Here is a 16395-nt window from a genome sequence, read left to right as displayed (position 1 = left end):
CATGAATCGATTTTTTACGCAGCCTTCTGCGGTCTGCCGCAGGGTTGCCAATACGCCATCTTTTGCAAGAACTTGCCAGAGGAATAATCGTGGATTCTCGATTGAATGCCTTTCTTGAGCGTGCCGATGCGGTACTTGCTCGACTGGAACCCTTGTTGCCCGCGCTGCGTCCGGCCATCGACTGGAATCAATGCCTGGCTGCCCGCTGGCAGCGAGAAGGCCGCAGTGGCTATTTGCTTCCGCTGGAAGTGAGCCTGGACATGCGCCTGTCCGATTTGATCGGCGTGGACAAGCAGCGTGAAACACTGGCCCGCAATACCCAACAGTTTCTCGACGGCTTGCCTGCCAACCACGCGTTGCTGTGGGGCTCACGGGGCACCGGCAAATCGTCGATGGTGCGTGCCTTGCTCGCTCAGCACGCCAAGGCCGGCTTGCGCCTGATCGAGATTGAGCGCGACCATCTGGCCGATCTGCCGCGGGTTGTCGAGCAACTGCTCAAGTTGCCGCAACGCTTTATCCTGTTCTGCGATGACCTGTCGTTTGAAGCGGGTGAGGGTGACTACCGCGTACTCAAGAGTGTGTTGGACGGCTCGCTGGAGCAGGCGCCGGAAAACGTGTTGTTGTATGCCACGTCCAACCGTCGTCACCTGGTGCCGGAAAACCAGAGCGACAACGACAACTGGAAGCGCGTGGATGGCGAATTGCACCCAAGCGAAGCGGTAGAAGACAAGATTGCCCTGTCGGACCGCTTCGGCTTGTGGCTGTCGTTCTACCCATTTACCCAGGAGCATTTCCTGGACGTGGTGGAGCACTGGATCGGCGAGCTGGCCACCAAGGCCGGTTTGCAGTGGCAGCGCGATGAACAGCTCGACATCCTTGCGGTACGCTGGGCGACCGGGCGCGGCAACCGCAACGGCCGCTGCGCCTATCAATTCGCCCGTTACTGGGTGGGCCTCAAATTGCTGGAGCGTCAGGCATGATCGATTTACAACAAGCCGGTACGGGCCTGGATGGCTATGCCATGCTGTGTGCGCAGCTTGAATCACTGTTGGCCGATGAGCGTGACTTCATCGCCAACAGCGCGCAGTTCTCCGCGTTTTTATTCAACCAGTTGGACGACTTGAACTGGGCGGGTTTCTATCTCAATCGCAATGAAGAGTTGGTGCTTGGCCCCTTTCAGGGCCAGATCGCTTGCGTGCGCATACCCTTTGGTCGTGGCGTTTGCGGAGCGGCGGCGGCCACCCGGCAAACCCAGCGCGTTGAGGATGTGCATGCTTTCCCGGGGCACATCGCCTGTGACAGCGCTTCCAACAGCGAGTTGGTCGTCCCGTTGGTCAAAGATGGCCAGCTGATTGGCGTCCTCGACCTGGACAGCCCTTCGCTGGCCCGCTTCACCCAGCAGGACCAGGCGGGTATCGAGCAATTGGCGGCGATCTTTCTGCGCTTGACCGACTGTTGATCAACGGTTGCAGGGGCGAATGGATACATTCGCTCCTGCTTACGGTGTGGCGCCCAGACTATCGAGGCGCAACTGCAGCATCCTCTCCAGTTCAAGCATGCATTTTTCCAGGGTTTTGATGCCGGTCTCGATTGCCGGCTGATCAAGTCCCTGGGTACACGCCTGCTCCAGCGCTTCACATTCGCTGGCCAGCACGCCTGCCTGCACGATGCGTGCGGCGCCCTTGATCTTGTGGGCCTGGTCAATGATTTCTTGCGGTGAAGCCTGCCGAGCCAGCAAGGCCATCAATTCCTGACGGTCGTGACAGCTGCTGCTCAATAGCTCTTCAAGCAGACGGCGGCTCAGCTGTGGGTCGCCTCCTGTCAGCGCATCCAGGCTGCCAAGGTCCAGCTGTATGCCGCAAGGCTGCGGCTTGATCTGGGCCAATTGGCGCTCCAGCGCCGTGAGGCTGATCGGTTTGAACAGGCAGTCGTTCATCCCTGCTTCGGCGCAACGCAGTTTCTCTTCCGGTTGTGCGTTGGCGGTGAAACCCAGTACGACGCAGGGGGGCAGTTGTTCCCGCTGTTCATATTCACGGATCGAGCGGCTCAGCTCGTAGCCGTTCATGATGGGCATGTTGCAGTCGGCAATGACCAGGTCGAAGCGTTCCTGGCGCCAGGCATGGAAGCCCGCAGCGCCATGCGGGGCCGCAGTGAATTGGTGCCCCAGGTAGCCCAGTTGCTGGCACATCAACAGCCGGTTCGCCGGGTGGTCATCCACGACCAATACGTTGAGTACCGGCGCAAGAGCAGGCACTACCGGTTTTTGCTCATTCTGGGGCTGAATCGGCAGCAAGCGAGTCATTTTCAAATCGACATGCACCTGGGTGCCGACCATGGGGACGCTGCTCAGGCTTAGCTGCCCGCCCATCATTTCGCACAGGCTGCGGCAGATCACCAGGCCCAGGCCTGCGCCGCTGCGGGCCAGTTGCCCGGAGTTGTCGGCTTGGGCAAAGGGTTCGAACAGGCGTAACTGGTCATCACGGCTGATGCCGATGCCGGTGTCCTCCACCACGAGTTTCATCTCGACTTGTTGCGGCAGCTCTGTGGTTTGCACATCGACCCTGATTTTGACCTGCCCGCGCTCGGTGAACTTGATGGCATTGCTGACCAGGTTGGACAGCACCTGCTTGAAGCGCAGCGGGTCGATCAATACGTCGGTATCGTCCAGCTCCGGCTTGAACTCAAGCAACAGGCTGAGGGTTTTCTGGCGTGCCAGGCCGTCGAAGACGCGCGCCACCGACTCGATGACTTCCCGCAGGTTCACACGCTCCGGCGCCAGGCTCAGGCGGCCTGACTCGATGCGAGCAATGTCCAGAATGTCGCCGATCAGCTCCAGCAGGTCCTTGGCGGAGTTGTAGGCCACTTCGATGGCCGGGCGATCGAGGTGGCCCTGGTCGGCTCGCTTGAGCGTCAACTCCAGCATGCCGATCACTGCGTTCATCGGCGTACGGATTTCATGGCTCATGGTGGCAAGGAAGGTGCTTTTGGCGCGGTTGGCCTCGTCGGCCCTTTCCTTGGCTGCGCGCAGCTCATCAAACAGCTGGCGCCGTTCACTGATGTCGATCCAGCCACCGATGATGCCCTGAACTTCGCCTACAGAGTCTCGGTAGGGCAGGATCCAGTGGTAGATCGTCAGTTTTTTTCCATGGATATGCAGGGTGCGATCGAGAATCAGCGGGTTGCCTTCGGCCACCACCCGTTGGTAGTCGGCGTGGTATTGCGACGCTTCCTTTTCGAGGGCCATGTCCATCTGAATCACACTTTTACCGATCACGTCTTCGCGCTTGACGTTGAACACTTGCAGGTAACTGTCATTGCAGGTTTGCAGCAAGCCCCGGCGATCACGCACGTAGATCGGATGCGGGGTCTCGTTGACCAGTGCTCGCATGAACTCGAATTGGTCGTTGAGGGCTCGTTCGGCCATTTTCCGGTGCTTGATCTGGCGGCGCATGTAGGCGTTCCAGGTCAGGGAAATCAGCAAAAGCAGCCCGGTGCCCATGATGATTTGTGCAATCAGCTGATGGTAATTGCGCCAGTAGCTATCGTGGGCGGCGGTGTAGCCTCGCCAACGGCTATTGATGATGCCCAGCTCATCCGGGGCGATGCTGAGCAGTGCCTTGTCAAGGATCGAGCTTAATTCAGTCGCCCGGCGAGAGGTTGCCAAGGCGAAAGTGGCTGGCAGCGTGCCCACGCTGGCGCTGATCTGCAACTTGTCCTGGAACACTTGCGATGAGAGAAAGTAATTGGCGATGACCAGAGAGTTCACCGCGCCGTCCACCTGTCCTTGAGCCAGCAGCTCCGAGGCCTTGAAGGTGTCGCTGATTTCCACTAGATGAATGTTGGGAAAGTTCTCACGCAGCGGTTTGCTCAACGGGTTGCCCTGGGTAATGGCCAGGCGCTTGTCGTTCATCTGTTCCAGGTTTAAAGGGGCGCCCAGCTCTTTACGTGTCAGCAATACGTAGGAGTTTTCAAGATACGGGCGGCTGAAATTCAGTTGTGCTTCGCGCTCGATGCTCGGCACGATGGCCCCGATGATGTCGGCTCTTCCACTGTCCACCTGCTCGATCATCGTATTCACATCCCGGGCACGCTCGGTTTCGAAACGCAGCCCGGTGCGCAGGCGAATCAATTCCAGCAGGTCTGCGGTGATGCCACGAAAGTTGCCGTCGCTGTCGAAGAATGTCAGCGGTGCAAGCGTTTCGTTGACGATGACCTTCACGACCGGATGGTCTTGCAACCAGCGTTCTTCGCGTTGTGTCAGTTGCAACTTCTGGTCAGTCAACAGAATGTCGCTGCCCGCGCTCCAGCGCTTGGCGATACTGTCCCGCTTGTTGGAGGGCACGGCCATCAGCACCGTGTCGACAATGCTCAGGAGCGTGCGCTGATCCTGGCGCATGGCGAAGCTGAATCCATAAGCCTCATGCTTGCCGAAATTGGCCATGCGGATGTTCTTCAGGTAACCCTTGTTGATCATGTAGTGGGTGGAAATGGTATCGCCCAGGAAGACATCAGCCTGGTCGAACGCGACTGCATTCAACGCATTCTGATAGGAGGGGTAAGCGCGGATGACCGCACGGGGGTACAACTTCTCCACTTCATTGAGCGGCAGGTAGTGATAGACAAGACTCACGCGTAACCCGGCCAGGCCATCAGCGAGGCTGCGTGTTTCGCCTTCACGGGTGACCAGTACCGGTTGATCCACGGCGTAGGGTTCTGACAGTGTGAGGTTTGGGTTGGAAGCCTCATAACCGTTGGATGAACCCAGCAAGTCGATATCGCCGGTTTCCAGGGCACGAATCGCCGCCTCACGCGTAGGGTAGCGCAACACTTTTATCGGCAAGGACAGGACCTTGGCCAGCAATCCTGCGTAATCGGCGGTAAGGCCCTCGTAGTCGCGGCCGCTGGAGGTCAGGTCGAAGGGAGGGTAATCGGGAATCGCAGTGCCTAGCACCAACTCGCGTTTGTTCTGCAACCACTGGCGTTGAGCCTTGTCCAGTTGAATGTCCAGTTGAACGGCACTCTCACGACTCAATAAGGTGAAAAGTTCCGGGCTGGCTGGAGGGCCCGCGGGCACGGCAGTACTGATGCACATACCGGCAACCAATATAATCAAATAGTCCTTTATACGCCTGGGCATCCGCTTTCTCACACTAGCGCGTTTCGTTTTGCCATCTCGATAAGTTCTACCAAGGATTTGGCTTTGAGTTTTTGCATGAGCCTCTTTTTGTAAGTGCTGACGGTTTTATTACTTAGAAACATGCCTTTGGCAATTTCCTTGTTTGTTCGGCCTTGCGCGAAAAGTTGCAAAACCATTAGCTCTCGGTCATTCACCGCCCTGAACAGTTCCAGTTCCTCGGAGTTGCTTTCCGGCCCGCTCGTATTCAGCGCCTGGCTGGGGAAGTAGTTGTAGCCGGATAATACGGCGCGAATCGCGCTGAGCAGTTCACTCAAGTCTCCTTCCTTGCACACATAGCCGTCAGCGCCAGAACGCATGCAACGCGTAGCGAAGAGGGTTGGGCACTGTGCGGTCAGGATGAGCGTTTTCATCTGGGTGCTCATGGCGTTGAATCGGCAGAGCACTTCAAGCCCGTCCAGTTTCGGAATGCTGATATCCAGAATGATCAGGTCTGGAAGGCATTCGCGAACCATTTGTATTGCGTCACAGCCGTTATCCGTTTCGCCGACAACCTTATAACCTTCGTGCTCCAGCAACATTCGAATCGCCAACCTGATAACAGGATGGTCATCAATGATAAAAACCGTGTTCATAATCACATTCCATGCAAGTGCAAATAAAGCGGGCACATTAGCTCAGAAGATGCGGGAGGAGCATGAGCCTTGGGGCGAGTAAATATAAAACAGGAAAATTCCCACAATAAAAAAGGTAATGACCTACCGGCTGATAAGGCATTGTTACGTTAGATGTAAGCTGGCCTTTAATGACGGTAATCATTGAGGGGTGCTAAGGCAGTGGTTTTAAATAAACGTTTGCAGGTTTGCAGTGTTTGAATCTTGTATTCACAGGGGGGCTGTCAGCCTGAACAGTTCGTCTTTGTTCAGCGGTTTTGATAAACAGCCCAGCAGTGGCAGGCCTCGCTGCAAGGCCTGGGCTGCCAGGCAGAGAAGCTCGCCCTGAGGGAGCCCGCTCAAGATAATGGCGCCGACTATAAAGTGCCGACGGCTGGCAATTTCCACCAGCTCCAGCCCTGGCAAGTCCGGCAGGCACTGATCGCATAGCAAGAGGTCGAACGGCTCATGTGACTGGGACATTGAGCGGATGGCTTGCTCCGCATTCTCTGCGAAGGTCAATTGGTCGAAGCCGAAGCTTTTGAGCAGGCACTGAGTGGCCAGGAGTTGAAAAGGGTGATCCTCCACCAACAGGATTCGAAGGGGGTTTCTGCGCATATAAGGTACACGGGTCAGTCAAGCGTCGATGGGGGGTGTAGGAACTGCTCGCCAGGTCCGCCAGAAGCGTGCGCGATTATTCTTCGAATGGTTGTGCGAATTCGATCAGGCCGCTCTGTTCCCGTCGTAGGCATATTCTGTTCGGGCAACAGGCGGCGTGACCGGCTTGTTCATTGCGGGCTGGAGCGCCCGGTCATCTCGCGTGCCATTTCGGTGGCGTAGCTGTCCGTCATCCCGGCGATAAAGTCGATCATGCGCAGGAACGAAGCGTGCAGGGGCCACGCCGGGTCTGGCGCGCTATTGCCGAGCAAGTCGAGGATGCGACGGTTTTTGAACGACGGCGTGCGCCCGCCATGCTGTTCCAGCGCCGCACCGCAGAAGGCATTCAGCAGGATTTCCAGCGTGGTGTAAGCGCCGATTTCATGCAGGGTCTTGCGTTTGTCCTGAAAGATCTTCTTGCGCGCCATGTCTTTGGCGTCCAGCACGCAGCGCTTGGCCGGGCCGTGCATGTGCTCCACGAGATCGCCCGGGAGGGTTCCTGCGAGCAAAGCATCCTGCTGTTCGACAAAGGCCCTTGCGGCCGCGTTGGTCAGGTGCTCGATGGCCTTGCCACGCAGGATTGCCAGCTTGCGCCGGCGGGAGTCTTGCGGGCCCAGTTGCCGATAGGTCTGTGGCAAGTCGTCGCCGACCAGGTCGAGCAGCAGTGATTCGACCTCGGCGTACTCCAGCAGCTCCATTTCCAGGCCGTCCTCGAGGTCGATCAAGGCGTAACAGATATCGTCTGCCGCCTCCATCAGGTACACCAGCGGGTGGCGCGCCCAGCGCTGCTCCTCCAATTGCGGCAAGCCGAGCTTGCTGGCGATTTGCTCAAGAATCGGCAACTCGCTCTGGTAGCAGCCGAACTTGTGTTTCTTGTAGCCCAGGGAATCCGCATGGCGCGCAGTCCACGGGTACTTCAGGTAGGTGCCGAGTGTGGCGTAAGTCAGCCGCGTGCCGCCATCGAACTGGTGGTATTCGAGCTGGGTGAGCACGCGAAACCCCTGGGCGTTGCCCTCGAAGTTCAGAAAGTCATTGCGCTCGGCACTGCTCATGTCGTCCAGCCAGCCGCGTCCGGCGGCCTGTTGGAACCAGTGGCGAATGGCATCTTCGCCGGAATGCCCGAAAGGAGGGTTGCCGATGTCATGTGCCAGGCAAGCGGACTGCACGACCATGCCCAGGTCGCTGGGGTCACACCAGTCGGGCAGGGCGCTGCGCAATGTTTCGCCCACACGCATGCCCAGGGAGCGGCCGACACAACTGACTTCCAGCGAATGGGTCAGGCGGGTGTGGATATGGTCGTTGCTCGACACCGGGTGTACTTGGGTCTTGCGGCCCAGGCGACGAAATGCGCCGGAGAAGATAATACGGTCGTGATCCTTGTGAAACGGGCTGCGGCCCAGTTCTTCCGGGCTGTGCAGGGGCTTTCCAAGACGTTCGCGGGTAAGCAGGGTGGGCCAATCCAAGGCGAGTACTCTCCGTGCTGTGAATGACATCCCCCAGCTTCCCGGTTCCGCTGCGGTGGGGCAAGCGAAAATCTACAGACCGGCCGCGTCGATATCGATTAACAGCAAACGCTGACCGTTATCGAAGAATTGTCCTGCGGTCAGGCAGTATTGGTTCGTCGTGGCATCTCGATAGGTTGAAGACAGAATCAGGCGACGTTCTTCCCAGCCTTCAGCAAGCAGGTGGTAGAAATAGGGGCGCCACGACCAGTTGTGACCCAGGTAGCGGCTGTCGGCTTGCCAGGCGTCCTGGCGCCATTCGAAGTTGGGTGTCAGCTGGGTGCCATGGCGGTCGCACTGATAGAAACGCAGCAGCCAGGGAAAGTCTGGCAATTGTGGTAACTGATTGAGCGGTGCGCGGCCTTGGGCCCAGCTTTGCAAAATCTTCATCAACGCCACCAGTTGCAGGCGCAGTTGCATGACACGCCCACGCTCTGCGAGTTTTTGCTGCACATAGGCGGTGCGCAACTGGGCGAAACGCGGTACGAAGGCGTCCGTGGCAAACCAGTCCAGTTGGGCCTGGGCAAACAGATAACCCTGCACATAGCGCGCGCCACATTCCAGGGCGAAGCTCAATTGCGCCTCGGTCTCCACGCCTTCGGCAATGATCCAGCAGCCGGTTTTCTCGGCCATTTGTGCCAGGGCACGCACGACTTCACTGCTCGGGCCGCCGCGCGCCGCTTCCTGGAACAAGCGCATGTCCAGCTTCAGAATATCCGGTTGCAACGCCAGCACTCGGTCAAGCTGGGAATAACCGGCGCCGAAGTCATCGATGGCAATACGCGCACCTGCCTGGCGATAACGCGCCACGACATCGGCCAAGCGCTGAATATCGCCGCCCAATTCGGTGATCTCAAACACAATGCGCTGTGGGTCGACACCATGCGCCTGCACTTGCTTGAGGCTGGGCAAGGCTTGGCCGGGGCGCAGGCGGTTAATCCAGCGCGGCGAGATATTCAGGCTGAGAAACCAGTCTCGCGGGGCTTCATGCAGGCGGCTCAAGGCGTTGTCGCGGATTTGCCGGTCAAGACGGCGCAGGGTCAGGCCCGGTGTGCGCGGGTCGGCAAACAGCGGCCCCACAGACTGCAAGCGGCCGTCGGCCTGACGCAGGCGGCCCAAGGCTTCGACGCCGGCGATGCGCCCGGTGGCGGTGTCGATAAAGGGTTGGAAGCAGGCGAGCGGTTGCCCGTCGATCACGGGGCCTCCTTGGAAGCGTCGGCGAAAAAAAAGGCCCGCCCTTCAATGACGAAGGCCGGGCCAATTCTGTTTGCAAGAATGCAGCCAGCGGCGATTAACCTTTGCGGCCAGCCATGGCTAATTTGATCAGTGGGATCAAACCTGCACCCAGCCGCACCAGGCGCGTCAGGCTGCTGATACCGCCGCCCTTGGCACCTTTGCCGGTAAAAAAGCCCATCAGCGTCACCGCCGCCACACCCCACAGTGGCGCGTGCTTGATACCCAGGCTGTCCTGCCAGTTGCTGCCCATATTGCGCACCTTGTGCAGCGGTGCCATCAGTTGCTGGGACTCGTGGCGGATTTCCTGGCGGTGCATTTCCATGCGCAGGCGAATCAACGCCTTGCGCATTTCCCGGCGCGAGGTGGTTTGCGGAACTTCAGTCAGGCTCATGGCAGCAGGCGCTCCCGGTCATTGGCCAGCTCTTCGAGGGTGGCGTGGAAAGGCGTGGACTCATCGAACACCGCCGCTTTCAAACGCACACCGCAGAAGGCGGCGGCCAGGGTGTAGAACACGCAGAGGCAGATAATCCCGGTCAGCCGGTAGCCGGTGTCCCACACGAGGATCATCACCAGCGTCGACAGCCCCACCAACAGCAGCAGGGCAAATACCAACGCCAAACCGGCAAACAGCAGCAGGCTGACGGTACGGGCCTTCTGCTCCTGCAGTTCGATGCCAAACAACTCGACGTGACTGTGCAGCAAGCCCAACACCGCTGCGCCCAGACGCCTTGAGGTAGAGCCCGTAGTCGAGCCGGATTCGCCGATAGACATGATTTAGCGCCTTGTAGCCAGCAGGCCGATCAAAAAGCCCACGCCGGCCGCTATGCCCACGGACTGCCAAGGGTTGGCCTGCACATAATCTTCGGTGGCGGTCACTGCCGCCTGGCCGCGTTCGCGCAGGGAATCTTCGGTCAGTTGCAGGGTTTCACGGGCTTTGAGCAGGCTGTCATGGATCTTGGTGCGCAGCTCGTCTGCCTGGTCGCCGGCCAGGACGGCGGTGTCGTCCAGCAGCTTTTCGGTGTCACTTACCAGGGTTTGAAAATCTTCCAGCAGGATCTCTTGAGCAGTCTTTGCTGTTTTTCTGGCCATGGTTATCTCCGTGAGTGGCTGATGTGTACGTGTGTAGGTCGATGTGGTTTCGAGTCACCGGCATCGGCGAAGGTTCAGTGCAATCGTGTGGTACAGCTTTTGCTTTGCCTTGGTGCGCACGCCCCGTGGCATGCGCTGAATCCGGGCGGTCGGGGCTAAAACCTTGAAAAACCTTACCCTAAATAATTGAAACTCGCGGAAAAACCCTGTCGGCCACGGCCTCTGGTGTTGATCGCTGCGCTAAAGCGGTTCACGCCCTCTGAAGAGGGGCGCAGCCGCAGGTGCCAATTTAGTGCGCTCAACCCTGGCTTGAACCGCTTTGGTGCTTTTTGCCTTTAATGCAGGCCTGCCAACCTCCATGGAAAATTTGCAAAGTGCGGTGGACACCCTTGTCCACAGTTCCAACACCCTGTTTATTCTGATCGGTGCGGTCATGGTCCTGGCCATGCACGCCGGTTTTGCGTTTCTGGAAGTTGGTACGGTGCGCCAGAAAAACCAGGTCAACGCACTGTCGAAGATTCTCAGCGACTTCGCGATCTCTACATTGGCCTACTTCTTTATAGGCTATTGGATCTCTTACGGCGTGAGCTTCCTGCAGCCGGCGGCGGTCATCAGCGCCGATCACGGCTACGGGCTGGTGAAATTCTTTTTCTTGCTGACGTTTGCCGCTGCGATCCCGGCGATCATTTCCGGCGGCATTGCCGAGCGTGCAAAGTTTGCTCCGCAGCTGTGCGCCACTGCGTTGATCGTGGCGTTTATCTACCCGTTTTTCGAAGGCATGGTGTGGAACGGCAACTTCGGCCTGCAAGCCTGGCTGCTGGCGAAGTTTGGTGCCAGCTTCCATGACTTCGCCGGTTCCGTGGTCGTGCACGCCATGGGCGGCTGGCTGGCGCTGGCGGCGGTGCTGTTGCTCGGGCCGCGTAACGGGCGCTACCGGGAAGGGCGTTTGGTGGCGTTCGCCCCCTCGAGTATTCCGTTCCTCGCGTTGGGCTCGTGGATTTTGATTGTCGGCTGGTTTGGCTTCAACGTAATGAGCGCGCAAACCCTGAATGGCGTCAGCGGTCTGGTGGCAGTCAACTCGCTGATGGCCATGGTGGGCGGCACCGTTGCTGCGCTGATTATTGGCCGCAATGACCCGGGCTTCCTGCATAACGGTCCATTGGCCGGGCTGGTGGCAATTTGTGCCGGGTCCGACCTGATGCACCCGGTCGGCGCGCTGGTGACAGGCGTGGTGGCTGGCGGTTTGTTCGTGTGGTTTTTTATCGCCGCCCAAGATCGCTGGAAAATCGATGACGTGCTGGGTGTGTGGCCACTGCATGGCCTGTGTGGCGTGTGGGGCGGCATCGCCTGTGGCATTTTCGGTCAGACCGCGCTAGGCGGCCTGGGTGGGGTCAGCCTGATCAGCCAACTCATCGGCACCGCTCTCGGCGTGGCGGTGGCATTGATCGGCGGGCTGCTGGTGTACGGCGTGATCAAGCGCGTGCACGGGCTGCGTCTGAGCCAGGAGCAGGAGTATTACGGCGCAGACCTGTCCATCCACAAGATTGGCGCCGTCAGCCAGGATTGATCGGCTCGCCACGGGAATTTGGCAGGCTTAGAATGATCACCTACTTCTGATCGGGTCTCTTAGCCATGCCTCCTGAATGCCAGCTGTTCGGCACCCTGGGCTGTCATCTTTGCGAAGTTGCCGAGGCCGTCCTCATGCCGTTGGTCGAGCATGGGTTGTTGGTGGAACTGGTGGATATCACCGATCCCGATGATCTGACCGAGGCTTACGGCCTGCGTATTCCGGTGCTTCGCCGGGTAGACACCGGGGCCGAACTGGATTGGCCATTCGACACTGAGCAGGTGGTGTCCTTCTTGCTTTAGGCTTTATCCGATAGCGGGTTTCCAAATATTACGTTACTGTATGTTTGTACAGTGATTGAATAGAGGGAACGCCCGTGGTGAATGTTGAACAACTGAAAAGCAGCGTCAATCGCATGTCCGCCGACGTCGTGCGCGACGCGGTGAACGAGCTGCGCCTCGACGGCCTGGTCACGGAAGGCAAGACGCCGTTTAACAAAGTGCATTTCAATACCTGCTTCGCCGAGATCGAAGCGTTGTTCCAGCGCGCCGGTTATCACAAACAGCTGGATGTAGTGGGTTACCAGGGCTTGTTGTACGCCTTATACGATCCGGGCCGCTGGGAAGCGGTGGACGTGTTGCGCTGGCTCAAGGAGTTCACCGAGGCGGCCAGTGCCTCGCCGGTCCTGCGCACGCAATTGGCCAAGGCCTGAGATCCGCCCTAGGCTGCATCCCGCTTGATGCGGGATAATGCCCGCCTGTTTTTCAGGCTTCGAGCATTTCATGTCCACTTCCGGTTTTTCCGCGTCCCGGCACCAAGCCAGTACTTTGTATTTGCCACCTGGCCCTTGGGCGACTGTGCTGGACTGCCTGTGTGAGCATTTTCCGGCCATCAGCCGCGAACACTGGCTGGACCGCATCGCCCGTGGCCGTGTTCTGGATATCAACGGAAGCCCTATCGCGCCGGTCCTGGCCTACAAGGAAGGCCTGTGCATTTATTACTTTCGCGAAGTGCCGAATGAGAAAGTGATTCCGGTCGAGGAAACCATCCTGTACGCCGACGAGCATCTGGTGGTCGCAGACAAACCGCATTTTCTGCCGGTGACGCCGGCCGGTGAGTACGTCGAGCAAACCTTGCTGCGCCGCCTGATTCGCCGTTTCGATAACCCTTCGCTGGTCCCCCTGCACCGAATAGACCGGCACACTGCTGGGCTGGTGCTGTTTTCGGCCAACCCGGCCACTCGCTCGGCGTATCAACAGCTGTTTCCCACGCGACGTATCGACAAATTCTACGAGGCCATCGCCCCGGCCTTGCCTGAGCTGACGTTTCCCAGGGTGCACAAAAGCCGTCTGGTGGATGGCGAGCCGTTCTTCCGAATGCAAGAGGGGCCCGGCGCCAGCAACACTGAAACGGCGGTGGAAGTGCGCGAAAAAAACGGCGATTTATGGCGCTACGGCCTGTTCCCGGTGACCGGCAAGAAGCATCAGTTGCGTGTGCACATGACCGCGCTGGGGGCGAGCATCTGCAATGACCCTTTCTACCCCGACGTGCTCAAGGACGTTGAAGACGACTACGCCAACCCGCTCAAACTGCTGGCCCAGGGCGTACGTTTTATCGACCCGGTAACAGGCGAAGAGCGCAGTTTTCGCAGCCACATTACCCTCGACTGGTAAACCCCGGAAACGACAAGGCCCGCGCGAGGCGGGCCTTGTGGGTCCAGCGTCAAGACTTACAGGTCTTTAACGGTACGAACCTGATCCTTGTTGATGCGGGTCTGCTTGCCGTCAAGTTGTTCGAACTCGTAGAAGCCCGAAGCCTTGTCGTATTTAGGGGTGTCGACGGCCTGGATTTCGCGACCGTCATTCAGGGTGATCACTGTAGGCGAAGCGCAACCGGCGAGAGTAGCCAGGCCCAGTGCAAGCATGAGAGCGGCGATGGTCCGTTGAGTCATGAGTTTGTCTCCGAGAGAATACTTTTTGAAGTGCTGACTCTGTGACGCGCGTGGCGTCGACAAAGTTCCTTGTGCGAGGTTCATTCTGACACGCCGGACCCCGGGTGCAACAGCTCGGGTGTGTTCAGGTTGGCAAAGCGCGGGTCATTTGCCGGGCATTCCAGGCCTGTTCCCCCCAATCGCATGAAGATTTTGCGCGGGCTGCGTTCCCCCGCGTCCCACGCCTGTTCTACCTCGGTTCGCAGGCGGGTGGGGATGATGCAGAGCAAGGGTTCCCAGAATTCGCCATGGCGCACCATCAGTGGCAGTTGCGGGTTGCGCAGCGCTGTTGCGCGCAGCTCGGCTAACAAGGGCGCATCGATCTGCGGCACATCGCACGGCAATATCAATAAGTGTTCGTGCCGCGCAGCCGCCAAACCTGCGCGAATACCCGCCAATGGCCCAGGAAAGTCCGGGCTGTCATCGCTCACCAACTGGTCGGCATAGGGCGCGTAAATGTCATGGTTGCGGTTGCACGAGATGATCAGGTCATCCGTCTGTGGCCGCGTCAGGCGGTGTAAATGCGCAATCAGAGGCTCGCCGTGCCACGGCAGCAGGCCTTTATCCTGGCCACCCATGCGCTGGCCACGACCACCGGCCAGCAGCAAAATCGAACAAGGCAAAAGCGAAGAATCGAGAGACATGGCGGTTCCGCAGCAGCAGGTAAACAGGGCCCTGTGATATAACATCGGGCTGTTCCTTCGACAACCGGACCGTGCCATGAAAGCCAAGGCAGATGCGCCCTTCGTACCCCTGAACATTGCTGTACTGACCGTCAGCGACACCCGCACCCTCGACACCGATACCTCCGGGCAGACCTTCGTCGACCGCCTCACCGCCGCCGGCCATAACCTCGCCGAGCGCGTGCTGCTCAAGGACGACCTCTATAAAATTCGCGCCCAGGTCGCCCACTGGATCGCCGAAGACGTGGTGCAAGTGGTGCTGATCACCGGCGGCACCGGCTTCACCGGCCGTGACAGCACGCCGGAAGCCGTGAGTTGCCTGCTGGACAAACAGGTCGATGGTTTTGGTGAACTGTTCCGCCAGATTTCCGTGGCCGATATCGGCACCTCCACCGTGCAGTCCCGCGCTTTGGCCGGCCTGGCCAATGGCACGCTGGTGTGCTGCCTGCCGGGTTCCACCAATGCCGTGCGCACCGGTTGGGACGGCATCCTCGCCGAGCAACTCGACAACCGTCACCGCCCGTGCAATTTCGTGCCCCACTTGAAGCAGGCCGAACCCTGCGAAACCCGTGGATAAGCCCGGCAAAACCGGCGCGTTGATGCCGGTCGAACAAGCGCTCAAGCAGTTGCTGGACATGGCCGAAGCCGCGCCGATCCGCGAGCAGGAAACCCTGGCGCTGGCTGACTGCGATGGCCGCGTGCTGGCGCAGGATCTGGTCTCCACCCTCGACCTGCCGCCCTGGCCCAACAGTGCCATGGACGGTTACGCGTTGCGCCTGGCGGACTGGGCCGGCGAGCCGCTGCCCGTCAGCCAGCGCATTTTCGCCGGCCAGGTGCCGCAGCCGCTGGCCGCCGGCACCTGTGCGCGCATCTTTACCGGCGCGCCGGTACCCGAAGGCGCGGACTGTGTAGAGATGCAGGAAAACGCTGTGGTCCAGGCGGACGAGCGGGTGAGCTTTACCGAGCCGTTGCAGGTTAACCAGAACATCCGCCCGCAAGGCCAGGAAACCACCGTCGGCGAGTTGGTGCTGAACGCCGGCACCCGCTTGGGCCCGATTGAACTGGGCCTCGCCGCCTCACTGGGTCATGACCGCCTGAACGTGGTGCGCCGCGTGCGTGTGGCCGTGCTGTCCACCGGCGATGAGCTGATCGAACCCGGCCTGCCGCTGGGCCCGGGGCAGATCTACAACAGCAACCGCCGCGTGCTCTGCTCCTGGCTGACGCGCATGGGCTGTGAAGTGATCGACGCGGGCATTTTGCCGGATGACCTGGAAAAGACCCGCACGCGGCTGGCGGGCCTGGGAGATGCCGACCTGATCCTGTCCACCGGCGGTGTGTCGGTGGGCGAGGCGGACTTCCTTGGTATCGCCCTGCGCGAAGAGGGCGAGCTGGCGCTGTGGAAGCTGGCGATCAAGCCCGGCAAGCCCCTGACCTTCGGCCATTTCCGTGGCGTGCCGGTGATCGGCCTGCCCGGCAACCCGGCGTCTACGCTGGTGACCTTTGCGCTGCTCGCGCGGCCGTATCTGCTGCGCCGCCAGGGTGTGGCGGATGTGGAGCCGCTGCGTTTTGAAGTACCGGTAGGTTTTGTGTGGCCCAAGGCAGGCAACCGCCGCGAGTACTTGCGTGGGCGAATCGAGAACGGCAAGGCGATCATCTACCGCAACCAGAGCTCCGGCGTGCTGCGCAGCGCGGCGTGGGCGGAAGGGTTTGTGGAGGTGTTGGAAGGCACGACGCTGACGATGGGTGACCGGGTCAATTTCATTCCCCTAAGCGAAGTCCTCAACTAAACACGAATCCTTTGTGGGATGGGCTTGTGTGGGAGCGGGCTTGCTCGCGAATGCGGAGGGTCAGTTGATGAATGTACTGGCTGATACACCGCGTTCG

General features: G+C 59.5%; 18 protein-coding genes. 8 read left to right on the top strand and 10 right to left on the bottom strand.

Annotated elements, in window-relative coordinates; translation table 11 throughout:
* The first annotated feature begins 89 nt into the window (after positions 1-89).
* Entirely contained in the window at positions 90-980 is an 891-nt protein-coding gene (locus AB4P94_RS28660; protein ID WP_395608459.1) for an ATP-binding protein, read from the top strand.
* Positions 977-1459, top strand: a complete 483-nt coding sequence (locus tag AB4P94_RS28655) for a GAF domain-containing protein (RefSeq protein ID WP_395608458.1) — start codon at positions 977-979, stop codon at positions 1457-1459. The genes AB4P94_RS28660 and AB4P94_RS28655 overlap by 4 nt, the downstream gene beginning before the upstream one ends.
* Before the next feature lie 39 nt (positions 1460-1498).
* Here AB4P94_RS28655 and AB4P94_RS28650 read toward each other — a convergent pair whose 3' ends face one another.
* The 8 genes from AB4P94_RS28650 to AB4P94_RS28615 form a co-directional block, all read right to left on the bottom strand.
* On the bottom strand, positions 1499-5137 hold the full coding sequence (locus AB4P94_RS28650; protein WP_395608457.1) for a transporter substrate-binding domain-containing protein: 3639 nt from the start codon (positions 5135-5137) through the stop codon (positions 1499-1501).
* 8 nt (positions 5138-5145) lie between these two features.
* Complete coding sequence (locus AB4P94_RS28645) at positions 5146-5769, bottom strand: response regulator (protein ID WP_395608456.1); 624 nt, start codon at positions 5767-5769, stop codon at positions 5146-5148.
* Positions 5770-6018: 249 nt separating this feature from the next.
* Positions 6019-6405, bottom strand: coding sequence for a response regulator (locus AB4P94_RS28640; protein ID WP_395608455.1), 387 nt, complete (start codon positions 6403-6405; stop codon positions 6019-6021).
* A gap of 170 nt (positions 6406-6575) precedes the next feature.
* Entirely contained in the window at positions 6576-7907 is a 1332-nt protein-coding gene (locus AB4P94_RS28635) for a deoxyguanosinetriphosphate triphosphohydrolase (RefSeq protein WP_395608454.1), read from the bottom strand.
* Positions 7908-7979: 72 nt separating this feature from the next.
* Positions 7980-9143 (bottom strand): EAL domain-containing protein, encoded by a 1164-nt coding sequence (locus tag AB4P94_RS28630; RefSeq protein ID WP_395608453.1) that lies wholly within the window; start codon positions 9141-9143, stop codon positions 7980-7982.
* A 94-nt stretch (positions 9144-9237) separates the two neighbouring features.
* Positions 9238-9573 carry a hypothetical protein gene (locus AB4P94_RS28625; RefSeq protein ID WP_016972094.1) on the bottom strand — a complete coding sequence of 112 codons (336 nt, stop codon included), beginning with the start codon at positions 9571-9573 and terminating at the stop codon, positions 9238-9240.
* Positions 9570-9953, bottom strand: a complete 384-nt coding sequence (locus AB4P94_RS28620) for a phage holin family protein (RefSeq protein WP_395608452.1) — start codon at positions 9951-9953, stop codon at positions 9570-9572. The genes AB4P94_RS28625 and AB4P94_RS28620 overlap by 4 nt, the downstream gene beginning before the upstream one ends.
* Before the next feature lie 3 nt (positions 9954-9956).
* Entirely contained in the window at positions 9957-10271 is a 315-nt protein-coding gene (locus AB4P94_RS28615; RefSeq protein WP_071487720.1) for a YqjD family protein, read from the bottom strand.
* 358 nt (positions 10272-10629) lie between these two features.
* Here AB4P94_RS28615 and AB4P94_RS28610 point away from each other — a divergent pair, with 358 nt between their 5' ends.
* The 4 genes from AB4P94_RS28610 (at position 10630) to AB4P94_RS28595 (ending at position 13511) form a co-directional block, all read left to right on the top strand.
* The gene (locus AB4P94_RS28610) at positions 10630-11838 is read left to right on the top strand and encodes an ammonium transporter (protein WP_395608451.1); all 1209 of its coding nucleotides are present in this window, start codon (positions 10630-10632) and stop codon (positions 11836-11838) included.
* Positions 11839-11903: 65 nt separating this feature from the next.
* The gene (locus AB4P94_RS28605) at positions 11904-12140 is read left to right on the top strand and encodes a glutaredoxin family protein (RefSeq protein WP_395608450.1); all 237 of its coding nucleotides are present in this window, start codon (positions 11904-11906) and stop codon (positions 12138-12140) included.
* 74 nt (positions 12141-12214) lie between these two features.
* A complete protein-coding gene (locus AB4P94_RS28600) occupies positions 12215-12550 on the top strand; it encodes a transcriptional regulator (RefSeq protein WP_395608449.1) in 336 nt (111 codons plus the stop codon).
* A gap of 70 nt (positions 12551-12620) precedes the next feature.
* On the top strand, positions 12621-13511 hold the full coding sequence (locus AB4P94_RS28595) for a pseudouridine synthase (protein ID WP_395608448.1): 891 nt from the start codon (positions 12621-12623) through the stop codon (positions 13509-13511).
* Positions 13512-13567: 56 nt separating this feature from the next.
* On the opposite strand, the gene AB4P94_RS28590 is transcribed toward AB4P94_RS28595, so the two are convergent.
* Together AB4P94_RS28590 and mobA are read right to left on the bottom strand one after the other, a co-directional pair.
* Positions 13568-13789, bottom strand: coding sequence for a YgdI/YgdR family lipoprotein (locus tag AB4P94_RS28590; RefSeq protein ID WP_017136187.1), 222 nt, complete (start codon positions 13787-13789; stop codon positions 13568-13570).
* Between the two features lie 80 nt (positions 13790-13869).
* Complete coding sequence (gene mobA / locus AB4P94_RS28585; protein WP_395608447.1) at positions 13870-14472, bottom strand: molybdenum cofactor guanylyltransferase MobA; 603 nt, start codon at positions 14470-14472, stop codon at positions 13870-13872.
* 76 nt (positions 14473-14548) lie between these two features.
* Between mobA and moaB the strand changes: the two genes are divergently transcribed.
* Together moaB and glp are read left to right on the top strand one after the other, a co-directional pair.
* Entirely contained in the window at positions 14549-15088 is a 540-nt protein-coding gene (gene moaB / locus AB4P94_RS28580; RefSeq protein ID WP_395608446.1) for a molybdenum cofactor biosynthesis protein B, read from the top strand.
* A 22-nt stretch (positions 15089-15110) separates the two neighbouring features.
* The gene (glp, locus tag AB4P94_RS28575; protein WP_395611399.1) at positions 15111-16298 is read left to right on the top strand and encodes a gephyrin-like molybdotransferase Glp; all 1188 of its coding nucleotides are present in this window, start codon (positions 15111-15113) and stop codon (positions 16296-16298) included.
* Positions 16299-16395: the final 97 nt, after the last annotated feature.

The organism is Pseudomonas sp. B22129 (genome assembly GCF_044218875.1).
GTDB lineage: Bacteria > Pseudomonadota > Gammaproteobacteria > Pseudomonadales > Pseudomonadaceae > Aquipseudomonas.
The sequence above is the reverse complement of the archived record's forward strand: the minus strand, read 5'-3'. Positions and strand labels throughout refer to the sequence as shown.

Excerpts from the sequence above, each read along its gene's own strand:
- AB4P94_RS28645 (WP_395608456.1), bottom strand. The coding sequence starts at position 5,769 with ATGAACACGGTTTTTATCATTGATGACCATCCTGTTATCAGGTTGGCG.
- AB4P94_RS28640 (WP_395608455.1), bottom strand. The coding sequence starts at position 6,405 with ATGCGCAGAAACCCCCTTCGAATCCTGTTGGTGGAGGATCACCCTTTT.
- glp (WP_395611399.1), top strand. The coding sequence starts at position 15,111 with ATGCCGGTCGAACAAGCGCTCAAGCAGTTGCTGGACATGGCCGAAGCC.
- AB4P94_RS28610 (WP_395608451.1), top strand. The coding sequence starts at position 10,630 with ATGGAAAATTTGCAAAGTGCGGTGGACACCCTTGTCCACAGTTCCAAC.
- mobA (WP_395608447.1), bottom strand. The coding sequence starts at position 14,472 with ATGTCTCTCGATTCTTCGCTTTTGCCTTGTTCGATTTTGCTGCTGGCC.
- AB4P94_RS28615 (WP_071487720.1), bottom strand. The coding sequence starts at position 10,271 with ATGGCCAGAAAAACAGCAAAGACTGCTCAAGAGATCCTGCTGGAAGAT.
- AB4P94_RS28590 (WP_017136187.1), bottom strand. The coding sequence starts at position 13,789 with ATGACTCAACGGACCATCGCCGCTCTCATGCTTGCACTGGGCCTGGCT.
- AB4P94_RS28655 (WP_395608458.1), top strand. The coding sequence starts at position 977 with ATGATCGATTTACAACAAGCCGGTACGGGCCTGGATGGCTATGCCATG.
- AB4P94_RS28605 (WP_395608450.1), top strand. The coding sequence starts at position 11,904 with ATGCCTCCTGAATGCCAGCTGTTCGGCACCCTGGGCTGTCATCTTTGC.
- AB4P94_RS28620 (WP_395608452.1), bottom strand. The coding sequence starts at position 9,953 with ATGTCTATCGGCGAATCCGGCTCGACTACGGGCTCTACCTCAAGGCGT.
- AB4P94_RS28625 (WP_016972094.1), bottom strand. The coding sequence starts at position 9,573 with ATGAGCCTGACTGAAGTTCCGCAAACCACCTCGCGCCGGGAAATGCGC.
- AB4P94_RS28595 (WP_395608448.1), top strand. The coding sequence starts at position 12,621 with ATGTCCACTTCCGGTTTTTCCGCGTCCCGGCACCAAGCCAGTACTTTG.
- AB4P94_RS28650 (WP_395608457.1), bottom strand. The coding sequence starts at position 5,137 with ATGCCCAGGCGTATAAAGGACTATTTGATTATATTGGTTGCCGGTATG.
- moaB (WP_395608446.1), top strand. The coding sequence starts at position 14,549 with ATGAAAGCCAAGGCAGATGCGCCCTTCGTACCCCTGAACATTGCTGTA.